The organism is Vulcanisaeta souniana JCM 11219, from assembly GCF_026000775.1.
Taxonomy (GTDB): Archaea; Thermoproteota; Thermoprotei; order Thermoproteales; family Thermocladiaceae; genus Vulcanisaeta; species Vulcanisaeta souniana.
The window spans coordinates 1,716,762-1,731,513 of record NZ_AP026830.1 but is presented as its reverse complement, the minus strand read 5'-3'; the positions used below and the strand labels follow the sequence as shown (position 1 = coordinate 1,731,513).

The window sequence follows — 14,752 nt, the reverse complement described above, 5'->3', positions numbered from 1 at the left end:
TATAAAATTATCTGATAAGTACTATGTCAGCATGGGGTTAGTATTGTGTGTGAGATTAGTTTATTAATGAGCACACGATTTAACGGGTAATGAGACTCAGGGACTTAGTCCTAGCACTAGTGATTGCATTAATGGTGTTCGTGGTTTTAACAAACCCGGCGATTAATGAGTTAGTGACTACGGGTATTGAGGGTATTATAAATTACGTATTCAGTAACGCAACCGGCGTACCTACGTTAATTACCACGGCAATAAGTGGTCCATGTAGTTTTCAGGGGCTCGTTAATATAAACCTAACAGGTGGCGAGTCTCTGTTTATTGAGGTTATGAATGGGTCATACGTCTACCTACTAACCAATTCCCAATTACGTGGGTGGGGTGGTGGACCTGAGGCGCCGGGCAATTACACCTGGTCTAGCGTAGTGCCTGGCATATACGTTGTTAATCCAGGGCCTGGGAACTACAGTTTACTCGTTTGTGGTAATACGGGCATTACCTATAGGGTTCTTAACTACACTGCCATGGGGGTCGCCGCCTACTATGGCCCTAACTACGGCAATATAACCACCAATGCCGTCCTCGGCGTCTTCAACATTACCAATGCCTATGTTGAGAACTCCACGGGGCTCACGGCTCAGGGCTTCTCCCTTCAATTGAATGCCTATGTGGTTGTTAAGTATGGCAGTAATTATTCAATTCATTGGGTTCAGGATGCCCTGGTGGTTGTGGGTGGTCAGTATTGGTTCCAAGGTGAAATGGATGTGACTAACTACATTGGTTCATCGAAGAACCTGATTTATGAGGGTGGTGAGTGCATGCTTGGATGCCTTGAGACCCCAATGTCTGGCTTATTGGTAATTACCGTTAACTCCACTGACTACGGTGTGGTTATTAACTTCGGCTATGCACTGCTGCAGTTGGGTAATGAGACCTTCAGTCCTAGGATTATTTGGTTCACCCATGGGTTAATACCGATACCCAATGCAACTGCCTACATAATAACAAGTCCCGTGCGAGGACCATACGATTGGCCCATGGACACTGAGTTCGTGATTGGTGGCCCAGGCAATGGTGGCGGCGTTACCTTCAGGGACCTAAATGCGTACCTATCGCTTTATTATTGGAATGGCACTTCATGGGCTCCATACCCAATAACCTACACCTTCGGTATTAGTACAGGTGAATATGCAGTTAACGTACATGCGTTACCCATTGGCCCCGCCTCCGTGGAACTAACGACAGGAGGTAATAATTACCAGCAACTGAACAATTAACATGCCGCCAAGGGGCCTTATCCACCGAAGTCCTGATAATAACCTCTGAATTCTGTAATAAAGATTTAAAGAGGCTTCAGTGGTCATACTCCTCAATGGACAGGCCGCAATTCATGGTATTACTATTAATGACTCTCTCTTCGTTCATGGTTGCCCTGGACAGCACCATAGTTGTCCTTGCGCTACCCGTAATGCTAACGGCACTACATAGCGACCTATCAACACTCGTCTGGGTAATACTGATCTACATACTGGCCGTCACAATATTCTCAACACAATTTGGAAAACTTGGTGACCTGAGAGGAAGGGCTAGGATGTTTAACCTAGGTATGATACTATTCGGCGTGGGTAGCGCTCTGTGTGGTTTATCAACCAATGCCATAGAACTCATTGGGTTCAGGACGATACAGGCATTCGGTGGTTCATTAATGTCCAGCAACACAATGGCCATAGCCAGTGACTACTTCAGGCCTGAGGAGAGGGGTTTCGTGTTTGGAACCACGTCAATGGGCTGGAACCTCGGTGCCGTGGCTGGTATACTGGCTGGAGGCGTTATAACGACTTTCATTGGTTGGAGGTGGATATTCTACATCAACGTGCCCATAGCCATACTAGGCTTCATGGCGGGCCTGATATACCTAAGGGATAGGGGTGTTAGGGTTAGGCAGGAATTCGATGTATACGGTGCAATAACCCTGGGTCTATCCCTGGGTCTCCTATCAATGGCAGGGGTCACATACGCAGGTGTTGGGTATGACGCCACCGTGGGCGCAATGACCATACTGGGTATAGTCCTGCTCCTATTGTTTGTTTACATAGAGTCCAGGGCGAGGTCACCCTTGATAAGTCTCAGCCTCTTCAGGATTAGGATGTTCACACTATCAAGCTTCTCCTACTTCTTCCAGTACATGGCCAATAACGCAATACTATTCCTACTGATAATGTATTTGCAGGGGGTCAGGGGGTTGAATCCGTTCTATGCGTCCCTATGGCTCGTTCCCGGTTACCTACTTGGTTCGATAGCGGCTACCTTCGGTGGTAGGTTAGCGGATAGGTCTGATGCAAGGGTAATAGCCTCAATTGGTCTTACGCTTCAGGCGGTTGCCTACGTGCTGTATGATACGTTATTAACGCTGGCAACGCCGTTCTATTACATAACAATGATCTCATCAATAAGCGGTATTGGAGCTGGTATGTTCTTTGCGGCTAATGGTAAGATGGTCATGTTCGAGGTACCGAGGGGTATGTACGGCATAGCCTCGGGGACTAATAGAACCATTGGCAACATAGGCATACTGCTCAGCTTCATAATAGCCATTGTGGTCTCCTCAATGGCAATACCAAGGAGTATAGCCTTCCAGATATTCGTGGGATCATCGACGCTAACCCCAAGCCTAATGGCGCCATTCATAAACAGCCTACACCTGGCCTTCAGGGTATCCCTAGTCCTAATAGCCGTTGCGATTGCGACCTCCTGGAGCAGGACGCGAGTACCAATGACCCAGCAGAAAAAGATAGTGAATAAACCATAATTTCCTCACCCGTTAATAACCAAGTGTTTTAGGCGAGGGCGGCCTCCTCCTACATATGGAACAATTACCGAGGCCCTGGTTCGGCCTAAGCATGTACAGAGAGGTTTGGCTTGAAAGAGGCACTTTATGAGGTTGAACTCGCTGAATCATTCCTAATTCAGGGACTCGTAAGAAACGCCCACTGGCAAGCCATATTAAGTCCATATCCAGATAATGAATCTACGGCTAGGGACACTAATCAATAGAGAGGAAACTTGCAAACAAAGCCCTACAACAATCAATAGGTAAGTAGGGCAAGTCCTCACGAAAAACTTAAAACTCCGCAGGGAAACAAGAGAACCGCCCCGGTAGCTCAGCCCGGTCTGGAGCGCCCGCCTTGTAGGCTAACCGAGAGAGCGGGAGGTCCCGGGTTCGAATCCCGGCCGGGGCTCCAGTCATATAATAATTCTTCACATCTTATATCCGTAATTCATTACGATGCTCTCATTTAATGTGATTGTGATAACGTTGGTTCTCTCATATTGTAAAATGTTCTAACTTAATTGGGTAGTAGGTTTTATGTTTCTTGTTTGATAAAGAAAAGGCGAACTTCGTTATTTATGGCTGAGTAAGTGTTTAAAGGCCATTTTATGGAGATTTCTTTGTGGTACCCTTTTCTGGTCGGGTTCATAAGGATGAGGAGAGGAGATCGACATTGCTTGGCATGAGTGGGCGATTATTATTTGTTTCTCTGATGGTTGTACTGATGGCTTCGGCGTTTATCGTATTTGCGCCGGTTGTGCCAGTTCGTGAAAATGTAAACTGCGTATGTTCTCCAAACCCTTCAAACTCTATATGCAACTGTCCAGCGCTTCCACCATATAGCAGTACTTGGGATTATTGGTCTGTTAGTTCATTCCTCTGGAATTTTGGAGGGCGATTGGTTACTTATCCTGTGTGGCATTACGTCTTTACTGCCTAACAAAACTCCCCGTCCTTAATGGACGTTTAATTAAGACTAGGATTACTCTATTGATATTTCTCCTGCCGTGTCTATTCCGCACTTTATTACGTCCATCTTAGTGTTCATTAGGCATATGAGTTGTCTCATAGTTAGTGGGCCTAATGCCTCAATCTTACTTAATTCAGTACCGCCTAACCCGTATTCCTGGGCCACCTCCTTTAGGTCTTCTGGCGTTACGTAGTCCGGAAGCATTATTGCCCCTAGCCTTAGTATGTCGAATAGTGGTGTGTCAACCTTCGATATTAGGTTAACCACATCAGGGAGTAGGGTAATTATTACCTTGGTTGATGGTATTGCCTGCATGTTATTCCTGAGCGCATGTACTGCGTTTATGAAGTCCATGGTCCTTGAGTCATCCTGACTGAGCAAGCCCTCATCAATCCCAACCACCAGTGGCGTCATGCCCAGCAACTCCACTGCGTCATTCAGTAGTTTCAGTGTTTCCATGGGCCTTAATCCAGCGCTTTCAAGAACTTCGTCAACACCTGCCTTGGCGAATGCCCTGAGTAATCCCTTAACACCCACCCTTCTCAGCCTTTCCTGGATCTCCTGAATTCTGCGTATGTTGTCAGTAAATACCGTATGTACAATAGCAGACAAGTCCCTATCCCTAGTCTCAGTCATGTCCGCATACATGAAAACGCCGTCAACCACACCCTCAAGGCTAAGTAGGAGTGTTGTCTTCCCAGCGCCTGCCCTACCAATTATTGCGATTAATTGGTAATCCTCATGGATCATGCTCAGTATTTTATCCCTGGCGGCCCTCCACGATGGGCCAAGCAACCTTACACCAGAGCCCCTACTGGGTACCAAGAGTCTCTGCATCACTCACCACCTTTATCAAGCCGTAGTATGAGGAACCGATTTTCAGTCTGCGGGAACCACCATGCGCAAATACAAACCTGCCCCTATGAAACTTTATGACCTTGATCAGTAATTCCTCAGCCTCCTTGGTCGGTGCATTTAACCTACCCTCTATGTACTTAATAACATCGCCAATATCCGCATAGCCAGACAAGGGATTCGCCAATTTCCTAATGCCCTCAGTCACCAGAGTTAATGGGTCAACATCCTCCCTAGGTGTTAATAGATCATTTACCCTATTCATCATTTCCCTATCCATCAACATCACGCTCCTACCCTGACCGCTCCTAACCACCCTGGCCTTACCAATATTCACCAGATACTGAACAACACCCTCCGGGTCCCTAACCCACTTACCCAGCGTGCTCGTGTAAGTGATGTACGCAACCCTAATGCCGTCGGCATCCTCCTTACCAAGCACGGCACCAATCACGTAAGCCAGGTCAACCCTATCCACAGAATCCCTAATGGCTACGGAAATAAATTATGTTATGCCTTATAATAAGTATTTATTACGTAGGTAATACATGAATATAACGTTAAACGGCGTTAATGGACCTTAGGAAATTAATCACAAGCCTCACGAATTCCCCGGGCTTATCGAGGTAGGCAGGGTGGCCAGCTCCATCGATTACCTCAACCCTAAAGCCAGCCCTCTTCATGGCCTCCATGTTCTCCCTACCTGAGACCCCATCATTACTTCCCCAAATGCCCATCACTGGAACCCTTATCCTGGATAAGTCAATGCTGGGCGTTCTCACGGGACCAATGACTATACCCGCGGTAGCCGGGTAGTTAAGCGCCAAGTACCTAAGGACTGTTTCACCGCCTAAGCTGGCCCCAATGAGTACTGGGCTTTCGATATTCAAAGCCTTGATCACGGCATATAGGTGATTGGCGTAACCATCATCCCTAGGCATGAAGTGGTCACTCCTGGACTTCGGCCCATAGGGCATGTCCACTGCGTATATTTTAAACCCAGGGAAGTGGTCACCGCAGCAGTTGATCCAATCATTGGCGTTAAAGCTGTAACCGTGAACCATCACCATGGGTTTACCATCACCCTTAACCAAGTACCTCACTGATTTGCCGTTTATCGTTACCCAATACTCACTCACATTTTCGATATTGCCGTTAGGCTATTTATTTTACTTTCCCAGGCTGCCTTGATTAAGTCCCTCCTTATAATGCGTGATTCCTGGTTAAGGTGGTCATAAGGTTTTTAAGTAAGTTCTTTAGTTTCGTTAACTCGCATGAGATTTTGTCCTAGATGTGGAGGTTTGATGGTTCCCGTTAAGAAGGATGGGAAGGCCTACCTAAGGTGCCAGAGGTGCGGTTATGAGGAGGAGATGAAGGGAAGTGATGCCAAGTCTTATGTCGATAAGAAGAGTGTTGAGAAGAAGGGCGCAGTTATTGTGGAGAGTTATGAGGAGAAGAAGCCCGATGAGGAGGAGAAGGAGCTTAAGGAGGACTACGTTAAGCAACTTCTTGACAACCTTTACGAGACAGAGAGCGAGCAAGAGGAGGATTAAGAATTTAACCCGGAATAGGGAGTGCATGGCAATAATGGGGTATACCGTAGTTGATTTATTTGCCGGCGCTGGAGGGTTCAGTAGGGGTTTCCTAGATGCTGGCTTTGATGTGGCACTTGGTATTGAAATTGATGGTAATGCCGCACGAACATACAGCTACAACTTCCCGAACGCAGTCATGCTTCTCAATGACATCAGGAACGTTAATGGAGAGGACATTATTAAGTACATTGGCAGTAGGCCCGATGTCATTATTGGTGGTAGCCCCTGCGAGGCATTCACTGAGACCAACCCAAGGAGGGCTAAGGACCCACTTGATAGGCTTTATGTTGATGAGTTGGGTAGGTTGACCCTCGAGTTCATTAGGCTGGTTGGTGAGTTGAGGCCTAGGGTTTTTGTTCTTGAGAATGTGGTTCGCATAATGGATGGACCATTGAGGGATGCCTTAGTTAATGAGTTTGCCAGGGTTGGTTATGAGAGGATATACTTCAATGTGCTTCATGCTGAGGATTACGGAACACCAAGTATTAGGCGCAGGGTATTCATTAGTAACATACCCATAAAGCCAAGGAAGACGGGCAGGGTATTAACCGTGTGGGATGCCATTGGTGATTTACCAAGCCCTGGTGACCCCAGCATACCTAATCATGAGTACGTGACGATTAGTGACAGGAAGCTCCGGGGTATTACCCAGCTTAATTGGGATGAAGCTCTTTATAAGTTCAGGGGCGCCACGGGCTTCTTTAGGAACTTCATTAGGCTAAATCCATGGAAACCTGCACCTACAGTAATGGGCAGTGTGCGCTTCGTGCATCCCATCGAGGATAGGGTACTGACCGTTAGGGAGCAAGCGAGACTCATGGGTTTTCCCGACAATCATGTTTTCCTTGGACCTAAGGATTCGCAGTTTAATCAAATTGGTGAGGCAGTACCACCACCGCTTGCCCGTGCAATCGCCAGTTTTGTCCTTAAATACCTAAACGGTAATGCTCCCTATGAGGCGAACCAAATCACCTTTTGAACAGTGACTAACTATGAGGTAAAGTATTAATACCTCGGTTTATATGTCCAGTTAATGAAGGTTACTGTCTCTATAATAAAGGCCGACATTGGCGGTTTGCCAGGACATGCGTGGGTGCATCCTAAGATACTTGAGTTCGCCGCTGAGAGACTCAGGGATGAGCAGAAGAGAGGGTTGTTGGTTGATTATTTCGTGTATAATGTAGGCGACGACATGTCACTACTCATGACACATACCAAGGGTGAGAATAACCCGGATGTCCATAGTTTAGCCTGGTCAATATTTAAGGAAGCCACGGAGAACATCGCAAAGAAGGTTAAACTCTACGGTGCTGGTCAAGACCTGCTTAAGGATACATTCAGCGGGAATATTAGGGGCCTGGGTCCCCAGGTAGCTGAGATGGAGTTTGAGGAGAGACCTAGTGATCCGCTCATTATATTTGCCGCCGATAAGACCGAGCCTGGCGCCTTCAACCTTCCCTTTTACAAGATATTTGCTGATCCCTTCAACACGGCGGGCCTCGTTATAGACCCCGCAATGCACCAGGGATTTAAGTTTGAGATACTGGACGTGTTTGAGGGTAAGGTATACCTACTTGACGCCCCTGATAATAGTTATGACATACTTGGCCTAATAGGCACACCGGGCAGGTACATAGTGAGAAGGGTCTATAGGAGGGCGGACCTTGTACAAGCCTCCGTGACAAGTGTCGAGAGACTGAACTTAATCGCTGGCCGTTACGTTGGTAAGGACGACCCGGTGGCCATAGTTAGGGCGCAGCATGGCTTACCGGCGGTTGGTGAGGTGCTTGAGGCCTTCGCATATCCACACCTAGTTGAGGGCTGGATGAGGGGCAGCCACGTCGGTCCACTAATGCCAGCAAAAATGATAAACATTGACATGGATAGGAAAATAGCCACTGGACCAAAAATGACGAGGTTCGATGGCCCACCGAAGGTCATAGCCCTCGGCTTCCAAATACATGACGGTTACCTAGAGGGCCCCGTTGATCTATTTGACGACCCGGCCTTCGACTATAGTAGGCAGTTGGCTGCCCAAATAACGGACTACATAAGGAGGATGGGCCCTGTAATGCCGCATAGACTGCCGCCTGAGGAGATGGAATATACGACATTACCACAGATACTATCGAGGCTTAAGCCCATACCTGTCGATGAATATGAGAAAAACAGATCTCAATACCTGCAATTCCTAACATCACAGGGATCGCAGACCACGACTGGGCCAAGTCATGATTAAAGGTTGTTCCTAATTATCCTGAGCGCATTTTCAAAAGTAATTTTCCTAAGGTCATTATCATTAATCCCATACCCAGCCAGTTTATCTATTAGCCTGCCTATTTCACCAATGTTAGTTAGGTCCTCCGGCGTTTTCTCAATACCCAGGAAGTCAGTACCCAGTGCTATTAGGTCAGGTCCGAATCTCTCGTGTATATAGAGTATGTGCTTCACCAACGAGTCTATGTTGGGCCTTGGTCCTATGGTGGACGGTATCATGGTTATGCCGATCACCCCATGATTTCTAGCAAGAAGTTCCAGCACTTCATCATCAACATTCCTTGGGTGCCTATGAACACCCTGCGTGTTGGCGTGACTAATAATCACGGGTTTCCTTGCTACATTCAGCGCATCGATCATAGTATTCTTACTTGCGTGCGCCAGGTCAATAATGACCCCAAGCTCATTAGCAAGTTTAACCAGTTCTTCACCATCCATCGTCAATCCGTAATCTTTCTTGGTAAAGCATGAGGCACCGTACCTATTGTCAAAATTCCAGGTAATGCCCAGAACCCTGACACCGAGCCTATGAAGAAGTAGTAGGTCATAGGTGTCATCAAGCATGTCGGCGCCCTCAACGGACATTAATAAACCTATTAGGTCGCTATTCATAACCTGCTCAACGTCTGAGTAATTCTCAATGATCCTAAGCCTATTACTAAATCTCCTTGTTAGTATTAGGTAAATCTTGATCATCTCGAGTCCTATGGCCTTCGATGCGGTAGGTGTGTAGGATTTTATTGACTGCGTTCCATAACCTGACGAAATCCGTTCCCCGATCATTGGGTTGTAGGTGTCGTGGATCGGGAATACCGCACCAAATACTACCTTTATATTACCCTTAACTAGCTTAGGTATATCTGATTGCCTGCCTGGTACATCGGCATCAAAGTCCTGAAACTCCTCCTCGAGTCTTCCCGAATTCATGAGGTAATAGGCTATATCCTCATGTAGGTCTATGACCTGGTAATTAGCCACGTTTTTATTAACTGGCTGGTATTAATTAAGGTTTTACCGGAACTTAACCGAGATCCTGTATTGTTGTATTGCATCCTTCGCCCTCTCCCTCCTCTCATTATGCTCCTTCATAAACTCCCTGATCCTCTCGAAAAGCATAATCTTACACTCACCACATAACAACTTCCCTGCCCTGCAGTTCTCGTAAATATCCCTAACCTTCTCATCACTGTCCTGGAACAATAGATGGTACTTATAGACAACGCAGTTGTCTGGGTCACCACCGTACTTACGCTGAAGCTCCACAGTTGGCTGACCACCAGTTAGGGCATTCATTATCTTCCTCCTAACGTCCCTCTCGCTATCCGTCACGTAAATGGCCGAGTCCGGGTTTGAGGCACTCATCTTATCCTCACCCGTTAGTCCAGGTATGAACTTGCTGTATATTGTGGATGGCTTGGGGTAACCCAACTCATCGGCTATATCCCTAGCGAGCCTGAAGTACGGGTCCTGATCAATGGCTGTTGGTATTAACACAGGTACCTGCTCACCATAAAGCTCAGTGGGTAGGAATGCCACGGATATCTCCAGCGTTGGGAAGAAGGCTGCGCCAACGTTCGTTGAGTCCGTGAACCCAAAGGTGTGCTTCACGGTTGATAACGTTAGTTTCTTACCCACCCTAACTGCTATCTTGTATAGGTACTTGATGTCCTCACTATCAATAATTATGTGTAGCTTATCTGGTGTGAAACCGAGGGCTATTAGGTCCAGGGCGTTTTCATAGGCATACTTATTCGTCTGCTCAAGGGTGTACCCCTCCTTGACCAGGAATTTCTCATCATCCGTCAACTCAAAGAAGTAATCAACATTGAACTTATCCACAAACCACTTACTGAGCATCCAGGGAACTAGGTGGCCTATATGCAGGTCAGCGCTGGGTCCCCTGCCGTCATACAAGGCCCATTTCAACCCACTCCTTTGCCTACTTAGTATTGGTACCAAGTCCCTATGAGCGTAGAAGAAGCCCCTCCTTATTAGGTAATGAACTTCGCCAGTTAATTCCCGTATTGTGTTTATTTCATTCTCTGTTATCAATTGAACACCGAATTCACGGGCAAGCCTCATATAGTCTACTTTACCCTTAACCTCCCAGGGCGTTACTGAATATTCGTTCGCCAGATAGTAACCACCGCATCCCTGAAGAATTGAGTAAATATAAGCATTATTGGTTGCTTCTCTCAGCATCACCCTTAACGTGATGCCGCAACTTAACGGCAACGCCCCTACCAACACTCCGTGCCTCATCCCTAGAGAGCATCAGCCTACCAACACCCAGCAATTCACCATCCTCAGAGTAAATGGCAACCTCATCACCGGGGACAGCATTCCTGATATCAACAACGAACTTAGCCATGACGCTCCTACCCTGCTTCACAAATGGGGCGGCATCCCTACTCACAACAACCACCTTATCAATCAACCGCGCACCCTCCAATGTCGGTAATGGACGACCATCACTAGCCCTAATCGTGAATACAAGCCTATCGCCCAGGTAAATCCTCCTTAAACCACCCGTTTTACTAACCTCAATCCTAAACTCACCACTTAATTTCTTTAGTATGCCAGGTCCGTAAATGTACGATAATACTCCCCTGACTATGTCCTTGGTTAATTGATCCATCTCTCCGTACTTATGGAATTGGCTTAATTTAAGGTTTAATGCGTATTAAAACTGTGAGTTGGTATAACGACTTCGTAAGTAGATTAATACAGTGCAGGGCATGCCCAAGACTAGTGGGTTATAGGGAGAGTGTTAAGCCATTGCCGAGGTTCATGAGGTATGATTACTGGAGGAGGCCAGTACCACCGTGGGGTGACCTAGGTAATGCTAGGATAATGATTGTTGGATTAGCACCAGCCGCGCACGGTGGTAATAGGACTGGGCGTATGTTCACTGGCGATAGTAGCGCCCAATTCCTGTTTAGGGCCTTGTACGAGGCCGGCCTGTCCAATAAGCCCTATAGTATTTCTAGGGATGATGGTGTTGCGGTTAGGTGCGTGTACATAACATCGGTAGTTAAGTGCGCACCGCCAAATAATAGGCCTAGTAATGAGGAGATCCGTACCTGTGTGAATAATTGGTTTAGGTATGAGCTTGAGTATGTCAGGCCTAGGGCAATAATTGCCCTTGGTCACGTAGCGTTTCTCGGCATTAAACTTGCCCTAGGGATTAGGGCTGAGTTTAGGCATAATGATCATGTCGATTTTAGTGGCATTAGAATATTCATGAGTTATCATCCAAGCCCAAGAAACACCAACACTGGTAGGTTAAAGATGGAGGATTTGGTGAGTATTTTTAGAATGGCTATGGAGTACGCTGGTTGTGTGTTAACCTAGGTATTTACTTAACCACCTATAAATGACCATCCTCTGAACCTCGTTTGTACCTTCGCCAATCTCCATCAGCTTGGCATCCCTATAGATTCTGTTCAGTTTGCTGCCGTTCCATACACCATACGCCCCCGTTAGCTGCACGGTTCTTCGGATTACGTCCATGCCTATGAGCACGGAGGCCAACTTAGCCATTGATGCATGTGCATAGTAATCCTCATACCTACGGTCAAGGCGTGAGGCTGCGTCATATACGATGGATCTCATGGTCTCTATATACGTTATTATGTCAGCCAACTGGAACTGGATCCACTCCAGGTTACTTAGTGGTTGGTCAAACGCTTTCCTATTCCTGATCCACTCCATGGCTTCCATGAGCGCCGCCTCGGCAAGCCCCAGGGTTACTGAGGCTACGGCAATTCTGCCCAGGTTCAATGCTTCCATGGCTATCCTGAAACCCTCATTGGGTTTACCTACAATGTCATCATCACCAACAACACAATCGCTGAATGTTAACTCGGAGGTGCCTGTACCCCTTATGCCCATGACATTTATTGGGCTTACCTCAATGCACTTACTCCTTCTCACAAGGAATGCTGTTATTGCCCTGTGTCTAGCTTCCCTGGGACCAGTCCTGGCAAAAAGTAGGTAAATGTCTGCATAGGCTCCCTGCGTGATCCAAATCTTCCTACCGTTTATGATCCATTCGCCGCCCCTCTTCTCTGCCCTAGTTTCAATGGCTGCTGCATCACTACCACAACACGGCTCACTGAGCGCAAATGAACCTATTAATTCACCCCTAGCAAGTCGAGGGACGAGCCCCTCCCTCATTTCCTTGGTACCATACGTGTAGAAGGCATCCGTCACAAGGAAACCCTGTACCTCCGTCAGTATACCCATTGAACCACTGTACCTGGATATAACCTCTATTGATAATGCCGTGCCCAGTATGTCCATGCCGTACCCTCCATACTCCCTGGGCAGGACTGGCGATAATACTCTGTTCTCGCCAAGTCCCCTAATGGCTTCACGCGGGTAGTAGTTCTCCCTATCTATCCTATCCGCCACGGGTTCAATATACCTCCTACTCAATTCATCCACTAAATCCATGAACTCTCCATGCTCCCTAGTAAGTAATGTATGCTTTACCGGGATCATAATTCTACCTCTGGCAACCCCCTCATTAGTATTTTGTGAATTACCATCTTCTGGATCTCGTTAGTTCCCTCAGCAATCTCTAGGACCTTGGCATCCCTATAAGCCCTCTCCGAGAAACTCTCCTTTGAATAACCGAAACCACCAAGTATCTGAACTCCGTCCCTCGCAATATCAACGGCCATTTGAGCGGTATATAACTTGGCTATTGAGGCGTAGAGCACGAATGACGGGTCCTTATTATCATAAAGCCAGGCCGCCTTATACGTCACCGTCCTACCAATCTCCAGCCTAGCCTTGATATCAGCTAACTGGAACTGGATCCATTCCCAGTCAATCAGGGGCTTACCGAATGCAGTCCTTGTCTTTGCCCACTCGAGAGCCTCATCAAGAACGCCCTGGGAGAGCCCAAGGGCCACAGCGGAAATACCAATTCTCGCCAGGTCCAGAGTCACCATCGCGATCCTGAACCCCTCATTAACATTACCCAGCACGTCATCGTCACTAACCACGCAGTCATTAAACTTGATCTCAGCCTCACCAGCGCCCCTCATACCCATCATCTCCAACCTACTAACCTCAACGCAATCATTCCTCCTTACAAGGAATGCTGTTATTGCCCTGTGTCTAGCTTCCCTGGGACCAGTCCTGGCAAAAAGTAGGTAAATGTCTGCATAGGCTCCCTGCGTGATCCAAATCTTCCTACCGTTTATGATCCATTCGCCGCCCCTCTTCTCTGCCCTAGTTTCAATGGCTGCTGCATCACTACCACAACACGGCTCAGTGAGGGCGTAGGATGCAACCCACTCGCCACTGGCAACCTTTGGCAGTATTTCCTCTCTCTGCCTATTGTTGCCATATCTGAGCAGTGCATATACTATATTGTCATTTACGATTTCTGTGATGAAACCGAGGGTTGGGCTGTACCGACTTAATTCCTCGACAACTACGGCACTACCCCTGAGGTCAATACCTGGCCCGCCATACTCAGGGGGCGCTGATGGCGTTAGGAAGCCCTGCTTACCGAGGTCCTTTATTAGGTCCCTTGGATAATAATCCTCGAGGTCCATCCTCCTGGCTACTGGCACTATGTACCTCTCAGCAAACTCCCTAACGCTTCCCCTAATGAGCTGGTGCTCTTCGGTTAGGAGGGGGTCTGGCATATTTATCTTAATCAAATTATATGCTAATAAATATTACTGTAAATGGCAGTACTATAATATTTTCTTATCTAGAGTTATTATTAATAGTATTATAACTACTGAAACAATAAATAGAGAAAAGTACCATGTAAACACGGCCATGAATAAAGATGTATTCAGACCTGAATTCCTTATGAGGGAACCCAGTAGGTTAACTATGGGTGCCTTGGAGAGGAGTCTCTCGATTACGTATAATAAATAAACCAAGAAGAGGGACAGGGCCATTGCGCTGATCTCAAGCATCCCAGTTAGCAATAGGTAAATTACCACACTTGCCACTAGGACTATTGAGTATGCAAACGCCAATGAACTGGGTATTGTGAAGCCCACGTAAGTCAGCACCGTGGCATTCACGATAAACAGGTACCTATGGTAGGTGGGTCTATATGATATTATTACCGTGGATACCACGTTTATTAATAAACCAAGAAAAGCGGCAGTGGAGTATTGGGCGATGGATAGCTCCAGGAATAACCACGCAATGCTGATCATGATGTAGGAAACGTAATTACTCAATCTCATG

16 protein-coding genes and 1 tRNA gene are annotated in these 14,752 nt (G+C 47.0%); 8 read left to right on the top strand and 9 right to left on the bottom strand.

What is annotated here, in order from left to right:
• Positions 1-89: 89 nt before the first annotated feature.
• The 4 genes from Vsou_RS09340 to Vsou_RS09325 all read left to right on the top strand — a co-directional run bounded on the left by Vsou_RS09340 (position 90) and on the right by Vsou_RS09325 (position 3,239).
• The gene (locus tag Vsou_RS09340; RefSeq protein ID WP_188603688.1) at positions 90-1,274 is read left to right on the top strand and encodes a thermopsin family protease; all 1,185 of its coding nucleotides are present in this window, start codon (positions 90-92) and stop codon (positions 1,272-1,274) included.
• Positions 1,275-1,369: 95 nt separating this feature from the next.
• Positions 1,370-2,806 carry an MFS transporter gene (locus Vsou_RS09335; protein ID WP_188603689.1) on the top strand — a complete coding sequence of 479 codons (1,437 nt, stop codon included), beginning with the start codon at positions 1,370-1,372 and terminating at the stop codon, positions 2,804-2,806.
• A gap of 110 nt (positions 2,807-2,916) precedes the next feature.
• Positions 2,917-3,051, top strand: a complete 135-nt coding sequence (locus Vsou_RS09330; protein WP_264890704.1) for a hypothetical protein — start codon at positions 2,917-2,919, stop codon at positions 3,049-3,051.
• Positions 3,052-3,147: 96 nt separating this feature from the next.
• Positions 3,148-3,239, top strand: a tRNA-Thr gene (locus tag Vsou_RS09325).
• A gap of 570 nt (positions 3,240-3,809) precedes the next feature.
• Here the strand turns inward: Vsou_RS09325 and Vsou_RS09320 are convergent.
• The 3 genes from Vsou_RS09320 to Vsou_RS09310 all read right to left on the bottom strand — a co-directional run bounded on the left by Vsou_RS09320 (position 3,810) and on the right by Vsou_RS09310 (position 5,791).
• On the bottom strand, positions 3,810-4,634 hold the full coding sequence (locus tag Vsou_RS09320; RefSeq protein ID WP_188603690.1) for a P-loop NTPase family protein: 825 nt from the start codon (positions 4,632-4,634) through the stop codon (positions 3,810-3,812).
• Positions 4,609-5,130, bottom strand: a complete 522-nt coding sequence (locus tag Vsou_RS09315; RefSeq protein ID WP_188603691.1) for a hypothetical protein — start codon at positions 5,128-5,130, stop codon at positions 4,609-4,611. The genes Vsou_RS09320 and Vsou_RS09315 overlap by 26 nt, the downstream gene beginning before the upstream one ends.
• 82 nt (positions 5,131-5,212) lie before the next feature.
• Positions 5,213-5,791, bottom strand: a complete 579-nt coding sequence (locus tag Vsou_RS09310) for an alpha/beta fold hydrolase (protein ID WP_229709876.1) — start codon at positions 5,789-5,791, stop codon at positions 5,213-5,215.
• A gap of 165 nt (positions 5,792-5,956) precedes the next feature.
• On the opposite strand from Vsou_RS09310, the gene Vsou_RS09305 reads away from it, so the two are divergent.
• From Vsou_RS09305 to fbp, 3 genes are read left to right on the top strand one after another with little or no spacing between them, the layout of a single operon-like run.
• Entirely contained in the window at positions 5,957-6,205 is a 249-nt protein-coding gene (locus Vsou_RS09305; protein ID WP_054843526.1) for a hypothetical protein, read from the top strand.
• Between the two features lie 34 nt (positions 6,206-6,239).
• Complete coding sequence (locus Vsou_RS09300; RefSeq protein ID WP_188603722.1) at positions 6,240-7,226, top strand: DNA cytosine methyltransferase; 987 nt, start codon at positions 6,240-6,242, stop codon at positions 7,224-7,226.
• 54 nt (positions 7,227-7,280) lie between these two features.
• Positions 7,281-8,486: a fructose-1,6-bisphosphate aldolase/phosphatase gene (fbp, locus tag Vsou_RS09295; protein ID WP_188603693.1), complete on the top strand. Its 1,206-nt coding sequence runs from the start codon at positions 7,281-7,283 to the stop codon at positions 8,484-8,486.
• Here the strand turns inward: fbp and Vsou_RS09290 are convergent.
• From Vsou_RS09290 to Vsou_RS09280, 3 genes are read right to left on the bottom strand one after another with little or no spacing between them, the layout of a single operon-like run.
• Positions 8,483-9,502: a dipeptidase gene (locus Vsou_RS09290; protein ID WP_188603694.1), complete on the bottom strand. Its 1,020-nt coding sequence runs from the start codon at positions 9,500-9,502 to the stop codon at positions 8,483-8,485. The two genes, fbp and Vsou_RS09290, sit on opposite strands and share 4 nt — an antisense overlap.
• 33 nt (positions 9,503-9,535) lie before the next feature.
• A complete protein-coding gene (locus Vsou_RS09285) occupies positions 9,536-10,660 on the bottom strand; it encodes a tryptophan--tRNA ligase (RefSeq protein WP_188603723.1) in 1,125 nt (374 codons plus the stop codon).
• Between the two features lie 43 nt (positions 10,661-10,703).
• Entirely contained in the window at positions 10,704-11,162 is a 459-nt protein-coding gene (locus tag Vsou_RS09280) for a PUA domain-containing protein (protein ID WP_188603695.1), read from the bottom strand.
• A 38-nt stretch (positions 11,163-11,200) separates the two neighbouring features.
• On the opposite strand from Vsou_RS09280, the gene Vsou_RS09275 reads away from it, so the two are divergent.
• Positions 11,201-11,878: a uracil-DNA glycosylase gene (locus tag Vsou_RS09275; RefSeq protein ID WP_188603696.1), complete on the top strand. Its 678-nt coding sequence runs from the start codon at positions 11,201-11,203 to the stop codon at positions 11,876-11,878.
• On the opposite strand, the gene Vsou_RS09270 is transcribed toward Vsou_RS09275, so the two are convergent.
• The 3 genes from Vsou_RS09270 to Vsou_RS09260 are packed head-to-tail and all read right to left on the bottom strand — an operon-like array spanning position 11,870 to position 14,751.
• Positions 11,870-13,030, bottom strand: coding sequence for an acyl-CoA dehydrogenase family protein (locus Vsou_RS09270; protein WP_188603697.1), 1,161 nt, complete (start codon positions 13,028-13,030; stop codon positions 11,870-11,872). The genes Vsou_RS09275 and Vsou_RS09270 overlap by 9 nt on opposite strands.
• Complete coding sequence (locus Vsou_RS09265; protein ID WP_188603698.1) at positions 13,027-14,190, bottom strand: acyl-CoA dehydrogenase family protein; 1,164 nt, start codon at positions 14,188-14,190, stop codon at positions 13,027-13,029. Before Vsou_RS09265 ends, Vsou_RS09270 begins: the two co-directional genes overlap by 4 nt.
• Positions 14,191-14,241: 51 nt before the next feature.
• Positions 14,242-14,751, bottom strand: coding sequence for a hypothetical protein (locus Vsou_RS09260; RefSeq protein WP_054843574.1), 510 nt, complete (start codon positions 14,749-14,751; stop codon positions 14,242-14,244).
• Between the last annotated feature and the right edge of the window lies 1 nt (position 14,752).